Genomic DNA, 21,278 nt, shown 5'->3' with positions numbered 1-21,278 from the left:
AGCAGCGCGCATGACGACAGACAGCAGCATTGCCACCCATGACGCCGCCAGCCGCCTGGCCACCATCCAGGACGACATCGCCAGGGCCGCCCGCCTGACCGGCCGGACCGCCGACGCCGTCACCCTGATCGCCATCTCCAAGACCAAGGATGCCGACGCCATCCGCCCGCTGATTGCGGCAGGACAGCGCGTGTTTGGCGAAAACCGGGTGCAGGAGGCGCAGGAGAAATGGCCCGCGCTGCGACAGGCGCATCCCGACATAAGCCTGCATCTGGTCGGCCAGCTCCAATCCAACAAGGCCGCCGATGCCGTCGCCCTGTTCGATGTCATCCACAGCCTTGACCGCCCTTCGCTGCTGACCGCGCTGGCCAAGGCGATGGACGCGGCGGGCAAGCGTGTCCCCTGCTATATTCAGGTCAATATCGGCGCGGAGCCGCAAAAGGGCGGCTGCGCGATCGCCGACACGCCCGCGCTGATCGCCGCTGCCCGCGCCGCCGACATTCCCCTGCTCGGCCTGATGGCGGTCCCGCCCGCCGATGTGGAGCCTGCCCCCTATTTCGCGCTGCTTGCAAAAATGGCGCGGGAGGAAGGTTTGCCCCGACTGTCTATGGGCATGTCCAGCGACTATGAAACCGCGATCATGCTGGGGGCGACCGACATTCGCGTCGGCACCGCCCTGTTCGGCGATCGGCCTCCGCCAGCCCGCCCCGTACCCCGGAGCGGGCTGGGGATGCTTAGAAACTCCCCCGGAGCGTGATGCCGTAGGTGCGCGGCTCGGCGAGGTAGGAGGAGATCAGCTGGTTCGCCATCGGCGCGCCTGCGGCGAACTGGCCCGTCGTGGAGGTCGCCGGGCTGCTCGACTGGAGCGGGCTGCTGAACGACACCTGGGTATAGTCCTGGTTAAAGATATTCTGGCCCCAGAACTCCACCGCCCAGCGCTGGTTGGGACCACGAATGCCGACGCGCGCATTGAAGATGGCATAGCCATCCTGCCGCTTTTCGGGGAACAGGTCCGACCCGGTATTATAGTCGCTGGTCATGCGGCCATCGACATAGAAGAGCGCTGACAGGCCGCTCGTCCCGATGTCTGGCGTCCAGGCCATGCTGGCGGTCGTCACCATCTTGGGCGCATTGCTGTTGATCGCGCCGGGCAGCAGGAACAAGGCCGGGTCCAGCGGCACCGCGCCATTGCCGCTGCCGACCAGCCGGTTGGCGAATTTCGCCTCGGCATAGGTCGCGCCGCCCGCCACGCGGAAATTGCGCGCCGGGGTGACCGACCATTCCAGTTCGATACCCTGGCTGATCAGGCCCGGCCCGACATCATCCGCCGCGCAGGTCCGCGCCGCGCTCAGCGCCCCGTCGCAGCCATTGATATTCTGGACGACGAAGCTGGTGCCGTTGAAGGTGTTGAGCTGGAAATTCTTGAATTCCTGCCGGAATCCGGCCAGATTCACGCTCCATTTGGGCGCGCTATATTTGAGGCCCACCTCAAACGAATCCACCTTTTCCGCGGCAAAGCGCAGGCTGGTCACGTCGGCATTGGTGCGCGGCGCGAATACGGCGGGGATGACGTTCAGCCCGGTCGATCCCAGCTGGAAGCGATCCAGGTTGAAGCCGCCCGCCTTATAGCCCTTGGAATAGCTGCTATAGACCATCAGGTCGTCGGTCGCCTTCCACGACAGCACCGCCGTGCCGGAAAATTCGCCGTCGCTGATCTTGTCGTTCAGGTCGAGCGCGTTGAGGCTGGTGGAGCCATTGCCCAGGCACCCCAGCGTCAATATGCCGGCCGCCAATGCCGCCGCGCTGCCCAGTGCCGGATTGCTGGCGATCGGTGCCAGCCCCGGCTGCAACGCCGCGCAGGTCGCATTGTTATTGTTGAAATCGGACGAGAATGTCTTGCTCTCATGCGTGTAGCGCAGGCCCAGCGTCAGATCGAGCCGCTTGGTGATGTGGACGATATTATGGGTGAACAGCGCCCAATTCTCGCTCTTCTGGCGATAGATGGATGCAATGTCGCCGGTGCCCGACGGGATCGCCGCCAGCGCGCGCAGGCCATTGCCCAGACCCGTCGAGATTGCGCCCGCCTGCCCCGCCGCGACTGGCGCAGGCAGGCCAGCGTTCAGGAAGGCCGCGTTCAGACCAGCATTCAGATTGGCCTGCGTGCCGGTGATCAGCGCCCCGGTCGCCAGTCCGCTGCCACAGGCGGCCAGCGTGGATGGCGGGAAGTTGCTGTTGACGCCCGCCCCCGCCATCAGGCGACAGGCGGAAAAGCGGCCATAATCGGCGCCAAAGCGGATATTATCCTGCAAGGTCAGCCGCTCATTGGCATAATAGCCACCAACCAGCCAGTCGAGCATCTCGCCAAAGGCAGAGCCCTGCGCCCGCAATTCCTGGGTGAAGGTCTTGAACTGGCGATAGGTGTTGGGATCGCGATAGAGCAGGTCGGCGCGATTATAGTCATAATCGCCATAGTCGCTCGACTTATAATCGCGATAGGCGGTGATGCTGGTCAGCTTCGCACCGCCCAGGTCATAATTGACCTCGCCCGACACGCCCCAATCCTTCAATTTGCTCACATAATCGCGGCCCGGCGTGGTCGTAAGTTCGCGATCATAAGGGTCGGCGGCAATCACGCTGCCCTGCCCCGCCAGGATCGCGGCGATCCGGTTGAAGCTGGCTGTGTTGTATCCGCCGCCCGCCGCCGGGGTCCGTTCCCGCGCTTCGGTATAGGCCGCGCCGCAGCAGCTTTCGTCGCGATTGGTATAATCGCCGATCAGGCGGATCGACAGATCGTCATTCGGCTCGATCAGCGCCTGTCCGCGCAGGAAATAGCGGTCGCGGTCATTGGTGTCGCCAACCGTGTTGCCTGCCGTATCGACCAGCTTGTAGAAGCCGTCGCGCTTGGACCATACCCCGTCCAGGCTGAGCGCAATACCGTCCGCCACCGGCCCGGTGACACGGCCCGACAGCCGCCAATAATCATAATTGCCATAGGTGATCTCACCCTTGGCGCTGAACGTGCGTTCCGGTGCCTTGCTGATGATGTTGATCAGGCCCGCCGACGCATTGCGGCCAAACAAAGTCCCCTGCGGCCCGCGAAGCACTTCGACCCGCTCAATCTCGCCCAACTCATTGAGGCCCGCGCCGGTGCGCGAACGATAGACGCCGTCGATGAACACCGCGACCGAGCTTTCCAGCCCCGGATTGTCGCCAACCGTGCCGATGCCGCGAATACGCGCGGACGCATTGGCTTCCGATCCGGTCGATGACACCAGCAGCGACGGGGCGAGCTGGTTCAATGTCCGGATGTCGCTGGCGCCGCTATTCTGCATCGCCTGCGCGCTCACAGCCGACACCGCGATCGGCACGTCGGACAGCGGACTGGCGCGCCGGGTGGCGGTCACGATGATTTCCGAACTGTCCTGATCGACGGCGGCTTGCGGCGCGGCCGTCTCCTGCGCGGCGGCGGGCATCGCCATCGTCAATGCGATCATGCCGGCGGTCGTCAGCCAAAGGCTCTTGTCTGTCATCATGGTCGATCCTCTCCTGGCCCGCACGCCTTTTCGGCGTGTCGGGTGCTGTGCCTGTTTATGCTGCCACAGCCCGGCGAAGGCAAGAGAGCCTAGCTTTTCTGCGCCTTTTGCGGGGTTGGGTGGCGTGATATTCACACCCTGTTGCTTATCGGCAACGGCTTAAAATCCGGTTTCCGTAGCGTTTCTTTACGATAACGGAAAGCGTAACAATCGGTCCGAAACCGGCACCAAAGCACTGGCTCCGGGTCCCACCACACGCCGAATCTCCCCATGGCCTGCATCCAGTCCCCCCGTCAGCGCCCCAAGCGCGGGCAGAATCAGCTTGGTGGCCGATTCCACGAAGCAGCGGCGCGCCACATGGCGACCGCGCACCGACAGGCGGAATTTCGGGTGGAAATGGCCGGATATTTCGGGCCGTGGATCGTCCGGCTGCGCCTCATGCCGCAGGATGATCCCGCCCAGTTCCGCCTCGACCAGCCTGCGTCCCCCCGGCATGTCCGCCACGCCGACGTCATGATTACCGGTAATCCAGGTCCAGTCCACCCTTTCCGTAAGGGAATCGAGCCGCTGGCGCGCGCGCGGGTCCAGCCGCGCCGCCCCCCCGGCATCATGGAAACTGTCGCCCAGCGACCAGACCGACCGCGCGCCCGTCTGCGCCACCAGCGCCTCGATCAGGTCCAGCGTCGCCTCACTGTCATGGGGCGGCAGGAACTGGCCAAAGCGGGCATACCAGCTCGCTTTTTCAAAATGCAGGTCAGCGACTAGCAAGGCCGCGCGCGCAGGCCAATAGAGCGCGGCCTGCGGCAGCGCCAGAAACGCCTCACCAGCGAACGAAAGGGGAACCATCCCCCGGCTATGCGCCGATGCGGTCCCGCTTTCAAGAGGGCCAACGAACGCCTATAGCGCCGCCATGTCCGACACTGCGCCTTTCACCGTTGCCGCCCTCTACCGCTTCGCCAGCTTCGATGATCCCCAGGGCATCGCGGCGGATCTGCGCTCGCTCTGCGCGTCGCTCGACACGCGCGGCACGCTGATCGTCGCGGGCGAGGGGATTAACGGCACCGTGGCGGGCAGAGCCGACGCGATCGCAACGCTGGTTGATCATCTCCGCCAGCTGCCCGGCTGCGCCGATCTCGACGTCAAATATGCGACGGCCCATGTCGCCCCGTTCGCCCGGATGAAGGTGAAGGTGAAGCCGGAGATCGTCACGCTGGGCGTCGGCAATCTGGACCCTGCGCATCAGGCCGGCACGCATCTCGACCCGGTCGACTGGAACGTGCTGATCGCCGATCCCGACACGATCGTCATCGACACCCGCAACGCCTATGAAGTCGCGGTCGGCACCTTCGATCGCGCGATCGACCCTGGCACCCGCGCCTTCCGCGACTTTCCCGGCTGGTTCGACGCCTTTGCCGCCGACTTGAAGGCGCAAGGCCGTAGTCCCAAGATCGCGATGTTCTGCACCGGCGGCATACGCTGCGAAAAGTCCACCGCATTGGTCAAGGCGCGCGGGTTTGACAATGTCTATCACCTCAAGGGCGGCATCCTGCGCTATCTGGAGGAAATGCCGGAGTCCGAAAGCCGCTGGCAGGGCGACTGCTATGTGTTCGATGAACGGGTGGCGGTGGGCCATGGGCTGAAAGTCGGCGACTACAGCACCTGCCGCGCCTGCGGCCTGCCCTATCCCAACGATACAGCCCATGCGTGCGCCGCCGACGGCTCAGGGGTGTGGCCACATCGGGGTTAGAATAAACACAGCGTGTTCCTGCCTGCGCGGGAACACGCCGTATCATCCCCCCGTCTCCACCAGCTCCGCAATCTCGAACGCATAGCTTTTCCAGCCGCGCATCCGCGCGCCATCCGCCGCCGCCGCCCGTTTCCTCTTCGCTTCGGCGAGCGAGCGCACATGGCCCCAGAACACTTCCGTCTTGCCATTGTCCAGCACGGCGACGATCCGCCAATAATGGGTGAAGGGGTCCGCGGTCGGCCCGATCGTCTTGACATAGCCGTCCGGCATGGTGGCAGTCAGATAGCGTCTCCGGCGTGCCATTCGCCTATCCCCGATAGCGGTGCAGCCCCGCCCCGTTTGCGCGCAACCAGGCCCGCGCAGGTCGCGGGTCCGCCCCATAAATCCGCGCATGGGCGGCGTGGAAGGCCGGGCTGTGGTCCATATGCAGCAGATGCGCCAGCTCATGCGCCACAGTCGATCGCCGCACGTCGGGCGGGCAGAGGATCAGCCGCCAGCTATAGCGGATCGCGCCGGCTGAGGTGCAACTGCCCCAGCGGCTGCGCGGATCGCCCACGCCGACCGACGCAACGATCAGCCCATGGTCGCGCGCCAACTCCTGCGTCTCGGTCTCCAGCACCGCCCTCGCCCGTCCGACCAGCCAGCGCTGCACCCGCGCACTCACCGACTCCGCCGCACCACCGAGCATCAGCCGATCACCCTCAAGCCTTATCGTGCGCGACGCGCCTTCGACCCAGCAGATGCGCACCTCCCGCCCCTCCAGCGGAAGGCAAGCGCCATCGTCCAGCAGTGTCACCGCCGGTTGCGCCGCCATGTGCGTGCGCACCCAGCCCTCATGCTGCTGCGCCCAGCCCAGCGCGCGTTTCAGGTTCGCCCGCACCGGCATCGACAGGCGCAATTCGCCCCGCGCCCCGTCGATCGTCAGCCGGTAGGCGCGCGCCCGTGCCGACCGGCGCACCCGCACCGGCATCGCCACACCGTCGATAACGATCGCGGCGTCAGGATCAGATGTCCCGGTCGACAAGATGATTCTCCAGGTCGCCCGCTTCCGCCTCCGCCACGGTCCAGCCGCGCACCGATTCCTGCGCGCGATGCACCGCTTCCCGGTCACCGCTCACCAGATAATGCCAGTCGGGCAGCGGTTCGCCCGCCTCGCGCAGGCGATAGGCGCAGGTGCGCGGCAACCAGCTGATCTGCTTCACCTTGGCCGGGGTCAGCCGCACGCAGTCCGGCACGAATTTGCGGCGATTCTTGTAGCTGGTGCATTGGCCGCTATGGCGGTCGAGCAGGCGGCAAGCGACATTGGTGGGGTAGATATGCCCCGTATCCTCATCCTCCGCCTTGTGCAGGCAGCATTTGCCGCAGCCATCGCACAACGCCTCCCATTGGGCGGCGTCCAGCGTGTGGAGAGGCTTTTCCCAGAAGTCCAAGCCCTATTTCACCCATTTTTCGAGCGACGCCAGCACCTTGTCCGGCGCGCCCTCGTCCACGTCCGGCGTCCCCTGATCATCGACCGGCACCAACGCGACCGGCTTGCCTTGCTGATCGAACAGGTACGGCGTGCGGCTGTGGCTGACCAGATAGTCCTTGTCCCCAGGCTTGCCCTCCACATTGTAGAGGACCACGAAATCCTTGGCGACCTTGGCGATCTGCTCCGGCGTGCCGGTCAGGCCGATGAGGCGCGGGTGAAAGGCGGCGACATAGGGTTTCAGGATTGCGGGGGTATCACGCGCGGGATCGACACTGATGAAGATCGGCTGGACCTTCGCCGCCAGCGCGGGCTGCGCTTTCTCGAACTGGGCAAAGGCCTGCATGATGCGTTGCAGGTCGACCGGGCAGACATCGGGGCAATAGGTATAGCCGAAATAGACCAGCCGATACCGGCCCTTGAAATCGTCCCAGCGTCGGGGCTTGCCATCCTGATCGGTCAGGGTGAAGGGCGCGCCGATCCGCGCGCCTGCCAGTTCACCTGCCGCGCTATCGCCGCTTGATGCGTTTCCATCCGCCCCCATATTGCACGCAGCCAGCAAGGCCAGCAGCGGCAGGGCGATCGCAATCTTTGCTTTGTTCATGGTGCCGCCAGCCATGCCTTGCTATGGGCCGATTTGCAAATGATACGGGGCCAATGATGATCAAGACCGGGTTGAGCGCATGGATGGGTCTGGGACGCGCCGCCGCGCTGACGCTGGCGCTGCTGTCCCCGGTCGCGGCGCAGGCGCAATTTTCCGACAGCTATAATTTCCTGAAAGCCGTGAAGGATGCCGACGGTCAGAAGGTCACCGACCTGCTGCAAAAACCCGGCTCCACCGTGGTCAACAGCCGCGACGTCACGACCGGCGAAACCGCGCTGCACATCGTCATCGCCCGGCGCGACGCCACCTGGCTCGCTTTCATGCTGGCCAAGGGGGCCAACCCCAATCTGGCCGACAATGAAGGCAATCCCCCGCTGATGAAGGCGGTGCAGGGCCGGTTCGAGGAAGGCGTGCGCACGCTGATCGCCCATGGCGCGCAGGTGGACAAGACCAATGGCAGCGGCGAAACCCCGCTGATCCGGGCGGTGCAGTTGCGCGACCTCGGCCTCGTCCGGCTGCTGGTGGCGCAGGGTGCCAATCCCGACAAGCGCGACAGCATCGCCGGCATGTCCGCCCGCGACTATGCCAACCGCGACAACCGCACCCCCGGCCTCGCCGAAGCCCTCGCCGCCGCCAAGACCAGCACCACGCCCAAGGGACCAGTGCAGGGTCCGGTGTTTTGACCATTTTCCCCTCTCCCTTGAGGGAGAGGGTTGCGCAGACTTGGCAGCGTGCTGCCTAGTCGAAGCTGGGTGAGGGCGTCTGCGCGTCGTGCCAGCTACCCCCTACCACCCGATCTCCGCCGCATGATCAGGGTCGCTGATCACGGTTAGTCGCCGCGCCGCGCGCCGGGCAAAGCGTAACGTCTCCGCCTTGCGCCGGGCCGCAGCCAATGGCTCGATCGGCGCGGGGCGGACCAGTTCAGCGTCATATTGATCCGCAACGATCAGCCCGGTGCGCGCGGGCCATAGCGCTTCACTATCGAACAGCGACAGGTCGAACCCCATCGGCACCGCCCAATAATAGCGATCGCAATAGTCGAAATAGTCGGGCCATTTCATGTCGCCCAGCAAGTCCGCGCGGCTGCACTTGATCTCCACGATCGTCAGCCGCCCCGCCCCGTCGATCGCCATGATGTCGGCTCGTCGCCCATTGGGCAGCGGCACTTCCAATATGCCGCTCATGTCATGGCGAAAGAACAGCCGCAACGTTCCCCGCGCCACCGCCAGCGCGGTGCCGTCGGTCAACGGGGAACAGCTATCAATTGGGGCGCTACTCATTGCGCGACTTTAGAACAGGTCGGGAACAAAAGAAAAGGCCGATTCGGTAAACACCAAATCGGCCTTTTCATGATCCACCCCAAAAGATGCGCGCCAATCGCGCGCCGTCCCTCAACGATAGAAGATATGATTGTCGATCATCGCCAGCTTGGCCTTGCCCCAACCCGGCGAAACGCGGCGGGCGTGGAAGAAAAGCGCGCCTTCGGCCGGGCTGTTCCAGCTGTCGTTCATCGCGATCTGGGCGATGGCGACGGCTTCGCGCCAGCTGCGGCTGTCGATGCGGATCGGCGGCATCCCGTGGCCACGCACGAAACTGAACTGGCTGGGCTGATAAACGACGCCGCACAGGCTGTCGGCGAAACGGCCGGACTTGGCGCGGTTGATGATCACCCGTGCCACGGCCAGCTGACCTTCCAGGCTTTCGCCCTTGGATTCGAAATAGACCGCGCCGGCCAGGCACTTCATGTCGCCGTCCACGGCTTCGGCGTCGCCATGGGCAGCAACCAGCGCGGACAGGCTGCTCACCTGGACGTCGGATTCGGGGGAATAAGTGAGGTCGGCCTTGGAGGCCGAAGCCAGCGGCTGCACGATTTCGCGCGGCGCGGCAAAGGTGATGGCGGGCTTTTGGGCGGCCACAGGCGCTGGAATCAGCACCGTATCCCTGGAAAGGGAGGCTACCGACTGGACCGACTCACTGGCGATCGACATGTCGGAAGCGGTCACTGCCGCAGTGGCGGACAGTGCAAATGCCACGATGATCGCGGCTCTCAGACGAAAACTCATTACTACTCAAAAACGTGCGGTTCTTGGCCTTAAACGTCGTTTTTTAACGCATATTCCCTGACGTTGGGCCGCCCCCCGTCTGCGTGTTTACGACATTCACCCCCCTTGGACGAATGCAGCAACCTGCGCGTTCAGCGTGGGCGGGCCTCTCGCACAGGCCATTGCGCTATGTCAACGATCAGCAGATCGTTTCAGCGGCGAACCGTTCTGCTTCCGGGATATCGAGTTCGACGATCCACAGATCGGGGTCCGATCTGCGCCGGCGCGCCACATAGGTGGCAAGCGCCTCCGGCCCCTCCTCCGGGGAAGGTCCACAGCGCATCAACGCATGACCCCCGGCAAAGTTCGATACCCGCTCGAACAACCCGGTTTCCTTACCTTTTTCAAGGGCTTGTATCAGGATCACGCCGCTGGTCGCGTCGCCCTTGACCAGCACCATCGCAAAGCCGCCCGCCGCGTTCGTCCGCCGCACCAGCGCATTGACCAGAATCGCACTGGTCAGCCGCGCACTGTCCTGCGACTCAGCCACCATATCCCGGCAACGATGAGAGCGGGAATTGTGACCGCATGAAGGTGCCGGTGCCGCGCCCGACTTCCTCGCCGTCCGAATCGACCAGACTCGCCTCGGCCACATAGACGCGGCGCTTGCCGCTGATCCAGCGCCCCTCGGCGCGAATCCGGCCGGGCGCGATCGGGCGGGTGAACAGCAGGTTGAAGGCGGTGGTCAGCAGGAATCGGTCGCTGACCAGGCTGTTGGCCGCGTAAAAGGCCGCATCGTCCAGCATCTTGAAATAGACGGTGCCATGGACGGCGCCGGCGGCGTGGAACTGGCTTTCATCGACATCGAAATCGATGATGCAACGGCCCGGCTCCTGAATCGCGATCTCCGACCGGAACAGCCGGTTGATCGGCGCGGAGCGATAGAGATTTTCCAGCGCACGGAAATGCGCGACCTCGCCGCTGGCGGGCGCGCCTGTCTCAGGCAGCGTCACGCGCCCCGCCACCAGCCAGCAGCGCATGGAGCGCGGCGGCAGACTTGGCCCCGCGCAACCGCACGACCTGATTTTCGTCCCGCAGATAGCGCGACACCCGCGCCAGCGTCTTGAGATGTTCAGCACCGCTATCCACGGGCGAGAGCAGGGCAAAGACGATATCGACCGGCGCATCGTCCACCGCATCGAATGGCACTGCCGGATCGAGCAGCACGACCATGCCGCACATCCGTTCCAGCCCGGCAATCTTGGCATGGGGAATGGCGACACCGCCGCCAAAGCCGGTCGAACCCAGCCGCTCCCGCTCGAACAAAGCGTCGCCAACCTCGTCGGCGTCCAGCCCATAGGCGCAGGACGCCAGCGCCGCGATCTTCTGGAACAACTGCTTCTTGCCGTTCACCGAAAGGCCCGTGGCGAGCGCGTCCGCTGAAACGATGTCGTGGAAATCAACCATGGTCTGTCCGAACCAGCCGGGCCGCGCCCAGCCTGGGGTCTAGATGCGCGGCGATCGGGGAATATAAAGCCCGGCCCCATAAGCCGCCTGCACCATCAGGTCAACAGGCGGCCCATGGCAGATGGCCCGGCTCAGCCCGCCGTCAAACGCGGCTCTACCCAACCAATGGTGCCGTCATGGCGACGATAGACCATGTTGTAGGCCGCGGTCCCGGCATTGACGAACAGCAGCGCATTGGTGTTGCGCAGGTCGAGCATCATGACCGCGTCGGACACGCTGGCTTCGGGAATATCGACGCGGGTTTCCGCGACGATCAGCGGCGAATCCTCGACCACCTCCTCATGCTCGTCCACGGGCGAGGCGAAGATCGTGTAGCCCGCCCCGTCAATATCATCGACGCTGAAGCTGCTGACCCGCTGCGCCTCCGCGGCGGTCGCCTGGCTGTGCCGGTCCTTCAGACGGCGCATATAACGGCGCAGCTGCTTTTCGATCCGGTCCGCCGCCTGGTCGAAGGACGGATGCGCCTCCTGCGCCTCGCCTGCCCCTTTCAGGATCAGGCCAGTCATGACATGACAGACGATGTCGCAGTGGAAGGCGCCGTGCGGCGCGGGTCGAAAGGTCACATGGGCCGAAATCGTGCGGGAAAAATATTTCTCGGCCATCGCCTCCATGCGGTCGGCGACATGCTGCTTGAGCGCATCGCCCGTGTCGACCTGATGCCCGGAAACACGAATATCCATATGCCTTCTCCTTATTCTTGCCGGGTCGCAGGAAGCGGCCCGGATGACCTGGAGGCACGGACACGGACCGTTTTTGTCAGCCCGGCTGCGCCTCCTCCAGCCAGATCGGCTTGTCCAGGGTCGCAATGAACCTGCCATGCCGTTCCAGCTCTGCCGCACTCGCTGCAAAAACGCGCGCGGGACGAACAGGGCGAACCATGGCGCCAGCGCCAAGTTCCCCGTCACTGGCTGCTTTTTCCTCCTCCTGTGCAAGACCCAGGCCGATCTGACGGCCGCCGGTCAGTTCGATGTAAAGCTGCGCCAGCAATTCGGCGTCGAGCAGCGCGCCATGCTTGATGCGATGGCTGCGATCGATGCCGTAGCGGGTGCAGAGCGCGTCCAGGCTGTGCTTGGCGCCCGGATGCAGCGTCCGTGCGATCGCCACCGTGTCGATCATGCGAGTCATCGACACATCGGCGCGGCCGCACAGCCGCAATTCATGGTTGAGGAAGCCGAAATCGAAGCGCGCATTATGCGCGACCAGCGGACTATCCTCCAGAAAGGCGAGCAGATCATCGACGCCGCTGGCGAACAGCGGCTTGTCCTTCAGGAAAGTCGACGACAGGCCATGCACCGCCTCCGCCGCGGCAGGCATGTCCCGCTGCGGGTTATAATAGGCATGGAAGGTGCGGCCGCTCGGCACGCGATTGATCAGTTCGATGCAGCCGATCTCGACCAGTCGGTCGCCGGATGCCGGATCGAATCCGGTCGTTTCGGTATCGAAAATAATCTCGCGCATCGCCCTCTTCATATCGACTCTTGGGCAAACCCTTATCGACCCATCTTTGCGCCAAGGCAAGCGACGAGACGCCGCACCTGCGCGCGGGTCTGGGTAAAGGTGGTGCCGGTGTGGATGATATGATCGGCCCGCCGCCTTTTTTCCGCGTCCGGGGTCTGGAGATGGACGATCCGGCGAAATTTGGCAGGGGTCATTCCCGGTCGCGCCAACACCCGCTTGCGCTGTTTCCACGCCGGCGCGGTGACGACGATCACGCCTGCCAGCCGCTTTTGCCCATGCGTCTCGAACAGCAGCGGAATATCGAGAATCACGAAACGCCGCGACCGGTGCCGCCGCAGGAAAGCGCGCCGCGCCGCCTGCACCGCCGGATGAACGATGGCTTCGAGCGCCCGCAGCTCATGGGGATGGCCAAAGACCGCCGCGCCCAGCTTCGCCCGGTCCACCCCCCTGGGTCCGGTCGTGCCGGGAAAACGCGCCTCGATCGCCGGGATCAGCGCGCCGCCCGGTCCCTGCAACCGATGCACTTCCGCATCGGCATCGAACAAAGGCACGCCCTCGCGCCGGAACATCGCCGCCACCGCCGACTTGCCCATGCCGATCGATCCGGTCAGGCCGTAAATCTTCATGGGATCGCCCGTCAGTCCGCCGCCAGCAGCAGCGCGCGCAAATCGGCGTCCAGCTCACGCGGCGCCTGCGCATCGAAGAAAATATCGAACGCCAGTGCCGCCTGCCCGATCAGCATTTCCAGACCGTCGAGCGTCTTGAGACCCCGCGCCCGCGCCGCTTTCAGCAAATCGGTCTCCAGCGGCGCATAGACAATGTCATAGACGGTCGCGCTGGCGGGCAGGGGGGCAACGTCAAGGTCCAGCACCGGCTGACCCACCATGCCCAGCGACGTGCTGTTGACCAGCAGGTCGCAGGCCGGCAGCGGATCGGTCAGGCTGATGATCCGTCCCTTCACCCCCGCCCGGTCGAGCAGCGCCTGCCCCTTGGCGACATCGCGCGCCATGATCGTGATGTCCGGCACGCCCAGGCTCGACAATGCGAACAGGATCGCCCGCGCCGCGCCGCCAGCACCAATCAGGACGGCCCGTTGCCCCTTCCATTTGTCGCGCAGCAAGGGCTGGAGGAAGCCACCCGCATCGGTATTGGTGCCGATCAGCGGCCCGCCGGTTTCGCTGGCGATCGTGTTCATCGCCCCGATCCGCGTGCGCACCCCGCCCGGATCGTCGGTATACTCCATCACCGCAATCTTGTGCGGGATGGTGACATTGCAGCCCAGCCAGTCGGGATCGGCGCGCCGTTGCAGAAAATAGCTGGCCAGCCCCTCGGCTGTCACATGGGTCTTGCGATATTCCGCCTCGATATCCAGCGCTTTCAGCCAGAAATTATGAATGAGCGGCGATTTGCTGTGGGCGATCGGATCGCCAATCACTTCGGCATAGGGGAGCGTGTCGGTCATGCCGCCAAAACGCCGCGCACGCGCAGAAAGTCAAGCAGCGGCAGCAGCGGCAAGCCCTGAATCGCAAACTGGCTGCCCTCCACCTTGCTGAACAATTGCGCGCCCGGCCCTTCGATCCGGTAGCAGCCCACGCACCAGCGGCATTCGTCCCAGTCGCCGTTCAGATAGGTGTCAATAAAGCCATCGCTCAGGGGCCGCACCGTCATCCGCACCCGCTCGACATGCCGCCAGATCGGCTCGCCATTCAGCACGATCACCGCCGCGCTGTGCAGATGATGCACCCGCCCCGACAGCAACCGCAGTATCCGCGCCGCATCGGCCCGGTCGACCGCCTTGTCGATCATGCTGCCATCATCCAGGCTCAGCGTCTGGTCGCATCCCAGCACCAGCCCGCCCGGCACCCGGCGCGAAACCTTGAGCGCCTTCAACTCCGCCAGCGCATCGGCCAGCGCCCGCGCGTCCAGCCCGTCGGCGCGCAAGGCATCCTTCGCCGCTTCCTCGTCCACGCCGGGCGAGAGCGCCTCGAACGGCACCTGCGCCGCCTCCAGCAGCGCCCGGCGACTGGCGCTTTGCGATGCCAGCACGATCATGATGCCGCCCCTTCACCCAGAACATGGTCGTTGAACAGGTTGATGATCGCCGCGGCCGCTTCCTCGATCGACCGGCGGGTCATGTCGATCACCGGCCAGCCATTATCTGCAAACATCCGCCGGGCGAAAGCCAGCTCCTCCTGCACCTTCTCATTATCCACGTAGGCCGTCTCCGGCGCCTGATTGAGCGAGAGCAGCCGGTTGCGGCGGATCTGGATCAGGCGATCGGGGCTGACGGTCAGGCCGACGATCATGGGATGTTTCAGGCTATAGAGGCTTTTGGGCGGCGGCGATTCCGGCACCAGCGGGATATTGGCGGTCTTGTAGCCGCGATTGGCGAGGTAGATGGAGGTCGGCGTCTTGGACGCGCGCGACACGCCCGCCAGCACGATGTCCGCCTCCTCCCAATTTTCATGGCCCACCCCATCATCATGGGCGATGGTGAACTGGATCGCCTCGATCCGGGCGAAATAGGCTTCGTCGAGAATATGTTTGCGCCCCGGCCGGGTCCGCGTTTCCTGCCCCAATATGTTGGACAGCGCGTCGGCCACGCTGTCGAGCGCGGCGACATGGGGCAGGCCCAGCGCCCGGCAGCGCGTTTCCAGCCGCCGCCGCAAGACATGGTTGGTCAGGGTGAACAGCACCAGCCCCGGATTGGCGGCGATTTCCTGCATGATCCGGTCGAGATGGACTTCGGACCGCACCATCGGCCAGAAATGGCGGATCGCCTCGACATTCTCGAACAGGCCGATCGCGGCCTTGGCGATATTCTCCAGCGTTTCACCGGTGGAGTCCGACAGGAGGTGCAGGTGGATGCGCGACATGGCCCATATCTGTGTGGGCAGGCTGTGGATAAAGCAAGGGAGGAGTTGGGGACAAAATCCCCGCTTTTGCTCCGTCCACGACACCGCAAATCTTACCCACAGCCCCCCAACAGACCCGATTTTTCATCCACAGCCTGTGGATAACGGGGATAGAGTGACTGACTCAGGCGGCAAAGCGTAAGCCGAGGGAGTCAAGTTGTTGGCAAATCCGGGCACAGCGCATAAACCCCGCTGCCAACGTCCCTACTATCTCCATCATCCTACTTAAATCTATATTAAGAGAGAATAGATGAGCCTCGACGCGCCGACGGTCCTTGCTACCAAGCCTCTGCTTGGCGTCCTCCAGGGCGATGTCCCATCCGTGCCACCGATGTGGCTCATGCGCCAGGCCGGGCGCTATCTGCCCGAATATCGCGCATTGCGGGCGGACAAGGGCGGCTTCCTCGAACTTGTCTATGACAGCGAGGCCGCTGCGGAGGTCACGCTCCAGCCCTTGCGCCGGTTCGGCTTTGATGGCGCCATCCTCTTTTCCGACATATTGATCGTCCCCTACGCCATGGGACAGGATCTGTGGTTCGAGGCGGGCGAAGGCCCGCGCCTTGCTCCCATCCTTGCTGAAACGGATCTTGGCACCCTTAAACCCGATTTTAGCCGCTTTGAGGCGGTCTATGAAACGGTCAGGCAGGTCAAGGCAGCGCTCGACCCCTCGGTCACCTTCCTTGGCTTTGCAGGCAGCCCCTGGACGATCTCCACCTATATGGTGGCTGGGCAGGGCAGCAAGGATCAGGGCGCGGCCCGTCGCCTCGCCTATGGTGATCCCGCCCGCTTCGGCGCGCTGATCGACACCATTGTCGATGCGACCGTCACCTATTTGTCTGGCCAGATCGAGGCTGGCGTCGAGGCGGTGCAGCTATTCGACAGCTGGGCCGGCAGCCTCGCCCCGCTCCAGTTCGACCGTTGGGTGATCCAGCCCAATGCCGCGATCGTGCGCAAGTTGAAGGCACTGCATCCCACTATCCCGATCATCGGCTTCCCCAAGGGTGCGGGCGCGAAACTGGCCGATTATGCCGCTGGCACCGGGGTCGATGCGATCGGCGTCGATGAAACGGTCGATCCCCACTGGGCCAACCGCGTCCTGCCCCAGGGCTTGCCGGTTCAGGGCAATCTCGATCCGCTGGCACTGATCGCGGGCGGGCAGGCGGTCGAACAGGCGGTGGACAATATCCGCGCCGCCTTTGCTGACCGTCCACACATCATGAATCTGGGCCATGGCATCCTCCCCGACACGCCGATCGCGCATGTCGAGGCGCTGATCGCCTGTGTCCGCAATGGAAAGCATGTCTGATGGCCTATCTTGGTGCCGCTTATCTGTGGGTAAAGGCTGCCCATGTCATCTTCGTCATCTTCCTGATGGCGGGCCTGTTCATGATGCCGCGCTTCTTCGCCTATCATCAGGAAAGCGCGCCCGGATCGGACGAGGACCGCAAATGGATCGAGCGGGAAAAGCGGCTGCTCAAGATCATCCTCAACCCCTCGCTGGTGCTGACCTGGATTTTCGGCCTGATGCTGATGGTGGAGCTTGGCGCGTGGAGTTCTGGCTGGTTCCACTTGAAGCTGCTCTTCGTGCTGGGCCTGTCAGCCTATCATGGCTGGATTGCAGGCTATAGGAAGAAACTGGCCAGGGGACAGCGGACCCTGACCGACCGTCAGTTGCGCCTGTTCAACGAAGTCCCCGGCGTGGCCGCCGCAGTCATCGTCATCGCAGTGATCGTCAAGCCCTTCTGATCCTCCCCGGCACGGGGAGGGGGACCGCCCGCAGGGTGGTGGAAGGGTGTCTATCCTACACCCTGCCGCGCTGCTATAATCCCGCTGTCGCTTTCCGATAGGATCAGACCCGCGCAATAAAATGTCCGATTTACCGGGAAAAGTGCGAAGTTAAGCATCAGGATGGAGTCGTCCGATGAATCATCCCCGCCTCTGGTTTGGTCGCAAGCGTCTTGGTTGGGGATGGGGTCCGCGTAGCTGGGAAGGCTGGGCTATCATCGGCCTGTTGGTAGCGGCCGCCATCCTTGCCAAACAGCTGTTCTGACGCAGATCAGGCCGGATTGACGGCGATATTGTCGATCAGCCGCGTCTTGCCCAGCTTCGCTGCCCCCAGCAGCCGGGCCGGGCGGTCCAGCACATGCATCGGCTCCAGCGTGACCGCATCGCACAAAGTCACATAGTCGACCGGGTCAAAGCCCTGGGCGCTCAGCATCGCGACCGCCTTGGCCAGTGCCTCCTCGACCGCGCCGCCCTTCTCCATCTGCCGCTTGGCCTCGCCCAGCGCCCGCGGCAAAGCCAGCGCCGCCTTGCGCTCATCGTCGCTGAGATAAGCATTGCGCGATGACAGGGCCAACCCATCCTCGGCCCGCTGGGTCGGCATACCGACAATCTCTATGCCCATGTCGAGGTCGGCCACCATGCACCGAATGACGGCGAGCTGCTGATAATCCTTCTCGCCGAAGATCGCGACATCGGGCCGCACCTGGTTGAACAATTTGGTCACCACCGTCGCGACGCCATCGAAATGGCCCGGTCGCGCTGCCCCGTCCAGCCCGTCGCTGACCCCGCTCACGCTGATGTTGGTGGCAAAGCCTGCCGGATACATGACCTCGACCGTGGGCATCCACAAAATCTCGACCCCGGCGGCGCTAAGCATCTGCGCGTCCTTGGCCTCGCGCCGTGGATAGGCGGCCAGATCCTCGTTCGGCCCGAACTGTTTGGGATTGACGAAGATCGACACGACGACATGCCGCCCGTGCCGCCGCGCTTCCTCGACCAATGCCATATGCCCGTCATGCAAAGCGCCCATGGTCGGCACCAGAACCAGCGGCTTTTCGTCGCTTTTCAGCGCAGCGATGGCGGCGCGCAGCGCGGGCAGGTCAGACAGGGTTTGCACGGGAGGAACGGCTCCGATAAGGGCAGGGGTGACAGGGACGTCCTGCTAGGCGCGCAGTCGCTGGACGGTCAAGAATCATTGCGACAATCAACGGGGTTATCAGGGGTCCAATGGCCAATTCGCAGCCGCATCTCATCGTGTTCGCCAATGAAAAGGGCGGAACCGGCAAATCGACCACTGCTGTCCACACCGCGATCGCGCTGACGGCGCTGGGCCATCGCGTCAGCATGATCGACCTTGATCCGCGCCAGCGCACCGTCACCCGCTATCTGGAAAATCGCGCCGAAACCGCGCGCCGCCGCGGCATTGAACTGGTCGCGCCGGCTTTTGCGGTGTTGAAGGGCGACACTATCGACGCGCTCGAATCCGAAGTCGCTGCCGTGTCGCAGGACACGGATTTCCTGATCGTCGATACGCCCGGCCGCGATGATCTGTTCGCCCGCCATATGGCCGCGCGCGCCAACACGCTGGTCACGCCGATGAACGACAGTTTCGTCGATTTCGACCTGATCGGGCAGGTCGATGCCGAAAGTTTCAAGGTCAAGCGCCTGTCCTTCTATTCCGAACTTATCTTTGAAGCGCGCAAGACCAGGGCCAAGGCCGATGGCGTCTCGATCGACTGGGTCGTGCTGCGCAACCGCGTCCAGCATCAGGACGCCCGCAACAAGAAGCGGGTCGGCGACGCGCTGATGGAATTGTCCCGCCGCGTCGGTTTCCGCGTCATTCCGGGCCTGTCGGAGCGCGTGATCTTCCGCGAACTTTTCCCGTCGGGCCTGACCCTGCTGGACAAGGGGCATCTGGGCGAACTGGGCGTCAGCCACATCGCCGCGCGGCAGGAATTGCGCGAAATGGTGGCGGGCCTTGCTCTCCCCGAACGCAGCGGCGTTGGCTCCATGGACTTGATCGGCGCGGCCTGATGGGCTGGCTCGCGCTGCTGCTGGCGGGCCTTGCAGGCTGGCTGATCTGGACAGGAAGGCTGCAACGCATGAGCGCGAAAGACGGAATGGCGCTGGGCGTGGCGCTGGTGGGCGCGGTGCTGGCGGCCAAGGGCAAGCCGGTGATCGGCGCGCCGCTGCTGATCGGCGCGGCCATGTTCTTCGTAGGACAAGGCAAGCTGCGCGGCAAAGGCAAGACCGCCGCGCCCAAACCCCTGCCACCGCAGGATATTGCGCAGGCCCGCGTCCTGCTGGGCGTAGCGCCTGATGCTGACGCGGACATGATTCGCGCCGCCCACCGCCGCCTGATTGCCTCGGTCCATCCCGACAAGGGCGGGACGGAGGCGCTGGCGGCCCAGATCAACGCCGCCCGCGACCTGCTGCTGCGCCATCAGGCGGAGAGGTGACTCACCGTTTCGACCCGACCCTGCTGCGCGACTATGATATGCGCGGCACGGTGGACGAAACGCTGAACGCGGCCGACGCCTGGGCACTGGGGCGCAGCTTCGGCACCGTCGTCGCGCGGGCAGGGGGATCGCGCATTGCCGTGGGCTATGACGGACGGTTGAGTTCAGTGATGCTCGAAGCTGCGCTGATCGACGGGCTGTGCGCCAGCGGTATCGACGTGCTGCGCATCGGACTGGGGCCGACCCCGATGCTCTATTATGCCGAAATGGTCGGTCAGGTGGACGGCGCCATTCAGATAACCGGCAGCCATAATCCCGGCGATCAAAATGGCTTCAAGCTGGTGCAGGGTCATGCGCCCTTTTTCGGCGAAGCGATCCAGCAACTGGGCGTTATGGCAGCGGCGGGCGACTGGGACGATGGCTTTGGCCAGAGTCACAGCATCACGATCATCGACCGCTATGTCGATCGGTTGGTCGAGGGATTTGATGGAATAGCGTGGCGCATTGGCTGGGACGCGGGCAATGGCGCGGCGGGCCAGGTGGTCGAGAAGCTGGTCCAGCGCCTGCCCGGTGAGCATCATCTGCTCTTCACCCACATAGACGGCAATTTTCCCAACCATCATCCCGACCCTTCCGAGGAAACGAATCTGGCCGACCTGCGCGCCCTTGTCCTTGCCAAGCAGCTCGATTTCGGTGTGGCTTTTGATGGCGATGGCGACCGGATCGGCGTGATTGACGGGCAGGGCAGGGTGATTGCTGGCGACCAGCTATTGGGCCTGTTCGTGCCAGGCGTGCTGGAAAAACGTCCCGGTGCCGCCATTGTCGCCGATGTGAAGGCCAGTCAGGCACTGTTCGACGGCATCGCGGCGCTGGGTGGCCGACCCGATATGTGGAAAACCGGCCACAGCCATATCAAGTCCAGAATGAAGCAGATTGGTAGCCCGCTAGGCGGCGAGATGACCGGGCATCTCTTCTTCGCCGACGACTATTATGGCTATGATGACGGCCTCTATGCAGCCGTCCGCCTGATCCGCGCCGCCCGGCCGGATCGCAGCATCACCGATCTGCGCAGCGCGATGCCTGACCTTGCCAACACCCCCGAACTGCGCTTTGCGGTGGCGGAGGATCGCAAATTCGCGGTGATCGACGAAATATTGGCCCGGCTGCGCGCCAGTGGTGCCGATGTGAACGCGATCGACGGTGCGCGTGTCAGCACGGCGGATGGCTGGTGGCTGCTGCGCGCCTCCAATACCCAGGCGGCGCTGGTCGCCCGCGCCGAATCGCAAGACGGCGCAGGGTTGGCCCGACTCATGGATCAGATCGACGCACAGCTGCACGAATCGGGAATCAGGCGGCCCGTTACATGATTGTCCGATAAAAAAGTTGATATCGCTATCACCGCGCCCTTGGCCTTTCCCTTACGGAAAGCTGTAAACGCGGACATGATTGCATTTTCTGCAATCACCCCGTCATATTTCGCATTTGCGACAATCGCTGCTGCACCGCAAAAGAAACTCGCCTTTCAGGCATCCTCTCCTAAAACTTCAAGGCCGTCCTTCGGGGCGGCTTTTTTTTGTCCTTTGTATAGCGTTCCTGCCGTAGCGTCCGACTGTCGTTGACCGTCGCAACCGCCTGTAAATGCGATGAACCGGGCAGGCTCGATACTGGAAATTAACCATGATACTGCTATCCGCGCTGCGCAAAGTCGGCCAGCGCGCAGGATAGCGCGCGGGTGCCGGC

Annotated in this window: 27 protein-coding genes; 9 read left to right on the top strand and 18 right to left on the bottom strand. The window is 64.0% G+C overall.

From position 1 onward, the window contains the following. Nucleotides 1-10: 10 nt before the first annotated feature. Entirely contained in the window at nucleotides 11-757 is a 747-nt protein-coding gene (locus D0Z70_RS00695) for a YggS family pyridoxal phosphate-dependent enzyme (RefSeq protein ID WP_119743507.1), read from the top strand. On the opposite strand, the gene D0Z70_RS00690 is transcribed toward D0Z70_RS00695, so the two are convergent. Together D0Z70_RS00690 and pdeM are read right to left on the bottom strand one after the other, a co-directional pair. Next, nucleotides 735-3,530, bottom strand: a complete 2,796-nt coding sequence (locus D0Z70_RS00690) for a TonB-dependent receptor (RefSeq protein WP_119743724.1) — start codon at nucleotides 3,528-3,530, stop codon at nucleotides 735-737. The genes D0Z70_RS00695 and D0Z70_RS00690 overlap by 23 nt on opposite strands. A 189-nt stretch (nucleotides 3,531-3,719) precedes the next feature. Further along, nucleotides 3,720-4,379: a ligase-associated DNA damage response endonuclease PdeM gene (pdeM, locus tag D0Z70_RS00685; RefSeq protein WP_119743506.1), complete on the bottom strand. Its 660-nt coding sequence runs from the start codon at nucleotides 4,377-4,379 to the stop codon at nucleotides 3,720-3,722. A 64-nt stretch (nucleotides 4,380-4,443) separates the two neighbouring features. Between pdeM and trhO the strand changes: the two genes are divergently transcribed. Further along, on the top strand, nucleotides 4,444-5,280 hold the full coding sequence (gene trhO, locus D0Z70_RS00680) for an oxygen-dependent tRNA uridine(34) hydroxylase TrhO (protein WP_119743505.1): 837 nt from the start codon (nucleotides 4,444-4,446) through the stop codon (nucleotides 5,278-5,280). A 42-nt stretch (nucleotides 5,281-5,322) separates the two neighbouring features. Here trhO and D0Z70_RS00675 read toward each other — a convergent pair whose 3' ends face one another. Genes D0Z70_RS00675 through D0Z70_RS00660 form a run of 4 tightly spaced genes read right to left on the bottom strand, consistent with a single transcriptional unit; the run spans nucleotide 5,323 to nucleotide 7,367 of the window. Next, nucleotides 5,323-5,583, bottom strand: a complete 261-nt coding sequence (locus D0Z70_RS00675; RefSeq protein WP_119743504.1) for a hypothetical protein — start codon at nucleotides 5,581-5,583, stop codon at nucleotides 5,323-5,325. A gap of 4 nt (nucleotides 5,584-5,587) precedes the next feature. Beyond that, nucleotides 5,588-6,304 carry a M48 family metallopeptidase gene (locus tag D0Z70_RS00670; RefSeq protein WP_119743503.1) on the bottom strand — a complete coding sequence of 239 codons (717 nt, stop codon included), beginning with the start codon at nucleotides 6,302-6,304 and terminating at the stop codon, nucleotides 5,588-5,590. After that, nucleotides 6,285-6,710, bottom strand: a complete 426-nt coding sequence (locus D0Z70_RS00665) for a YcgN family cysteine cluster protein (protein WP_119743502.1) — start codon at nucleotides 6,708-6,710, stop codon at nucleotides 6,285-6,287. The genes D0Z70_RS00670 and D0Z70_RS00665 overlap by 20 nt, the downstream gene beginning before the upstream one ends. 3 nt (nucleotides 6,711-6,713) lie before the next feature. Continuing rightward, nucleotides 6,714-7,367 carry an SCO family protein gene (locus D0Z70_RS00660; RefSeq protein ID WP_119743501.1) on the bottom strand — a complete coding sequence of 218 codons (654 nt, stop codon included), beginning with the start codon at nucleotides 7,365-7,367 and terminating at the stop codon, nucleotides 6,714-6,716. Between the two features lie 41 nt (nucleotides 7,368-7,408). Here D0Z70_RS00660 and D0Z70_RS00655 point away from each other — a divergent pair, with 41 nt between their 5' ends. Next, nucleotides 7,409-8,035 (top strand): ankyrin repeat domain-containing protein, encoded by a 627-nt coding sequence (locus D0Z70_RS00655; protein WP_420820349.1) that lies wholly within the window; start codon nucleotides 7,409-7,411, stop codon nucleotides 8,033-8,035. Nucleotides 8,036-8,137: 102 nt separating this feature from the next. Here the strand turns inward: D0Z70_RS00655 and D0Z70_RS00650 are convergent, their stop codons facing one another. The 11 genes from D0Z70_RS00650 to D0Z70_RS00600 form a co-directional block, all read right to left on the bottom strand. Then, nucleotides 8,138-8,632 (bottom strand): MmcB family DNA repair protein, encoded by a 495-nt coding sequence (locus tag D0Z70_RS00650; protein ID WP_119743499.1) that lies wholly within the window; start codon nucleotides 8,630-8,632, stop codon nucleotides 8,138-8,140. Nucleotides 8,633-8,743: 111 nt separating this feature from the next. After that, on the bottom strand, nucleotides 8,744-9,415 hold the full coding sequence (locus D0Z70_RS00645; protein ID WP_119743498.1) for a cell wall hydrolase: 672 nt from the start codon (nucleotides 9,413-9,415) through the stop codon (nucleotides 8,744-8,746). A 178-nt stretch (nucleotides 9,416-9,593) separates the two neighbouring features. Continuing rightward, entirely contained in the window at nucleotides 9,594-9,947 is a 354-nt protein-coding gene (locus D0Z70_RS00640; protein WP_119743497.1) for a DUF1491 family protein, read from the bottom strand. Further along, entirely contained in the window at nucleotides 9,937-10,434 is a 498-nt protein-coding gene (locus D0Z70_RS00635; RefSeq protein WP_119743496.1) for a PaaI family thioesterase, read from the bottom strand. Before D0Z70_RS00635 ends, D0Z70_RS00640 begins: the two co-directional genes overlap by 11 nt. Continuing rightward, nucleotides 10,394-10,861: a PTS sugar transporter subunit IIA gene (locus tag D0Z70_RS00630; protein ID WP_119743495.1), complete on the bottom strand. Its 468-nt coding sequence runs from the start codon at nucleotides 10,859-10,861 to the stop codon at nucleotides 10,394-10,396. Before D0Z70_RS00630 ends, D0Z70_RS00635 begins: the two co-directional genes overlap by 41 nt. A 131-nt stretch (nucleotides 10,862-10,992) precedes the next feature. Then, complete coding sequence (gene hpf / locus D0Z70_RS00625; RefSeq protein WP_119743494.1) at nucleotides 10,993-11,601, bottom strand: ribosome hibernation-promoting factor, HPF/YfiA family; 609 nt, start codon at nucleotides 11,599-11,601, stop codon at nucleotides 10,993-10,995. 76 nt (nucleotides 11,602-11,677) lie between these two features. Beyond that, complete coding sequence (dnaQ, locus tag D0Z70_RS00620; RefSeq protein ID WP_119743493.1) at nucleotides 11,678-12,379, bottom strand: DNA polymerase III subunit epsilon; 702 nt, start codon at nucleotides 12,377-12,379, stop codon at nucleotides 11,678-11,680. Between the two features lie 32 nt (nucleotides 12,380-12,411). Continuing rightward, a complete protein-coding gene (gene coaE, locus D0Z70_RS00615; RefSeq protein ID WP_119743492.1) occupies nucleotides 12,412-13,005 on the bottom strand; it encodes a dephospho-CoA kinase in 594 nt (197 codons plus the stop codon). A gap of 11 nt (nucleotides 13,006-13,016) precedes the next feature. Then, on the bottom strand, nucleotides 13,017-13,841 hold the full coding sequence (gene aroE, locus D0Z70_RS00610) for a shikimate dehydrogenase (RefSeq protein ID WP_119743491.1): 825 nt from the start codon (nucleotides 13,839-13,841) through the stop codon (nucleotides 13,017-13,019). After that, a complete protein-coding gene (locus D0Z70_RS00605) occupies nucleotides 13,838-14,431 on the bottom strand; it encodes a Maf family protein (protein WP_119743490.1) in 594 nt (197 codons plus the stop codon). Before D0Z70_RS00605 ends, aroE begins: the two co-directional genes overlap by 4 nt. Further along, nucleotides 14,428-15,255, bottom strand: coding sequence for a pyruvate, water dikinase regulatory protein (locus D0Z70_RS00600; protein WP_119743489.1), 828 nt, complete (start codon nucleotides 15,253-15,255; stop codon nucleotides 14,428-14,430). Before D0Z70_RS00600 ends, D0Z70_RS00605 begins: the two co-directional genes overlap by 4 nt. A gap of 289 nt (nucleotides 15,256-15,544) precedes the next feature. On the opposite strand from D0Z70_RS00600, the gene hemE reads away from it, so the two are divergent. From hemE to D0Z70_RS25635, 3 genes are all read left to right on the top strand, one after another. After that, on the top strand, nucleotides 15,545-16,600 hold the full coding sequence (gene hemE, locus D0Z70_RS00595; protein ID WP_119743488.1) for a uroporphyrinogen decarboxylase: 1,056 nt from the start codon (nucleotides 15,545-15,547) through the stop codon (nucleotides 16,598-16,600). After that, entirely contained in the window at nucleotides 16,600-17,040 is a 441-nt protein-coding gene (locus D0Z70_RS00590; protein WP_119743487.1) for a CopD family protein, read from the top strand. The genes hemE and D0Z70_RS00590 overlap by 1 nt, the downstream gene beginning before the upstream one ends. A 175-nt stretch (nucleotides 17,041-17,215) precedes the next feature. Beyond that, nucleotides 17,216-17,344, top strand: a complete 129-nt coding sequence (locus D0Z70_RS25635; RefSeq protein ID WP_275402196.1) for a hypothetical protein — start codon at nucleotides 17,216-17,218, stop codon at nucleotides 17,342-17,344. A gap of 6 nt (nucleotides 17,345-17,350) precedes the next feature. Here the strand turns inward: D0Z70_RS25635 and panC are convergent, their stop codons facing one another. Then, on the bottom strand, nucleotides 17,351-18,196 hold the full coding sequence (gene panC, locus D0Z70_RS00585) for a pantoate--beta-alanine ligase (protein WP_119743486.1): 846 nt from the start codon (nucleotides 18,194-18,196) through the stop codon (nucleotides 17,351-17,353). Between the two features lie 110 nt (nucleotides 18,197-18,306). On the opposite strand from panC, the gene D0Z70_RS00580 reads away from it, so the two are divergent. Genes D0Z70_RS00580 through pgmG form a run of 3 tightly spaced genes read left to right on the top strand, consistent with a single transcriptional unit; the run spans nucleotide 18,307 to nucleotide 20,905 of the window. Continuing rightward, nucleotides 18,307-19,113 (top strand): division plane positioning ATPase MipZ, encoded by an 807-nt coding sequence (locus D0Z70_RS00580; protein WP_119743485.1) that lies wholly within the window; start codon nucleotides 18,307-18,309, stop codon nucleotides 19,111-19,113. Next, the gene (locus D0Z70_RS00575; protein WP_119743484.1) at nucleotides 19,113-19,538 is read left to right on the top strand and encodes a J domain-containing protein; all 426 of its coding nucleotides are present in this window, start codon (nucleotides 19,113-19,115) and stop codon (nucleotides 19,536-19,538) included. Before D0Z70_RS00580 ends, D0Z70_RS00575 begins: the two co-directional genes overlap by 1 nt. Next, nucleotides 19,535-20,905, top strand: a complete 1,371-nt coding sequence (gene pgmG, locus D0Z70_RS00570) for a phosphoglucomutase/phosphomannomutase PgmG (RefSeq protein WP_119743483.1) — start codon at nucleotides 19,535-19,537, stop codon at nucleotides 20,903-20,905. The genes D0Z70_RS00575 and pgmG overlap by 4 nt, the downstream gene beginning before the upstream one ends. The last annotated feature ends 373 nt before the right edge of the window (nucleotides 20,906-21,278 follow it).

The sequence above is a fragment of the Sphingobium terrigena genome (assembly GCF_003591655.1).
Taxonomy (GTDB): domain Bacteria; phylum Pseudomonadota; class Alphaproteobacteria; order Sphingomonadales; family Sphingomonadaceae; genus Sphingobium; species Sphingobium terrigena.
Note: the sequence above shows the minus strand (reverse complement) of the source record. Positions and strands in the feature narration are given on the sequence as shown.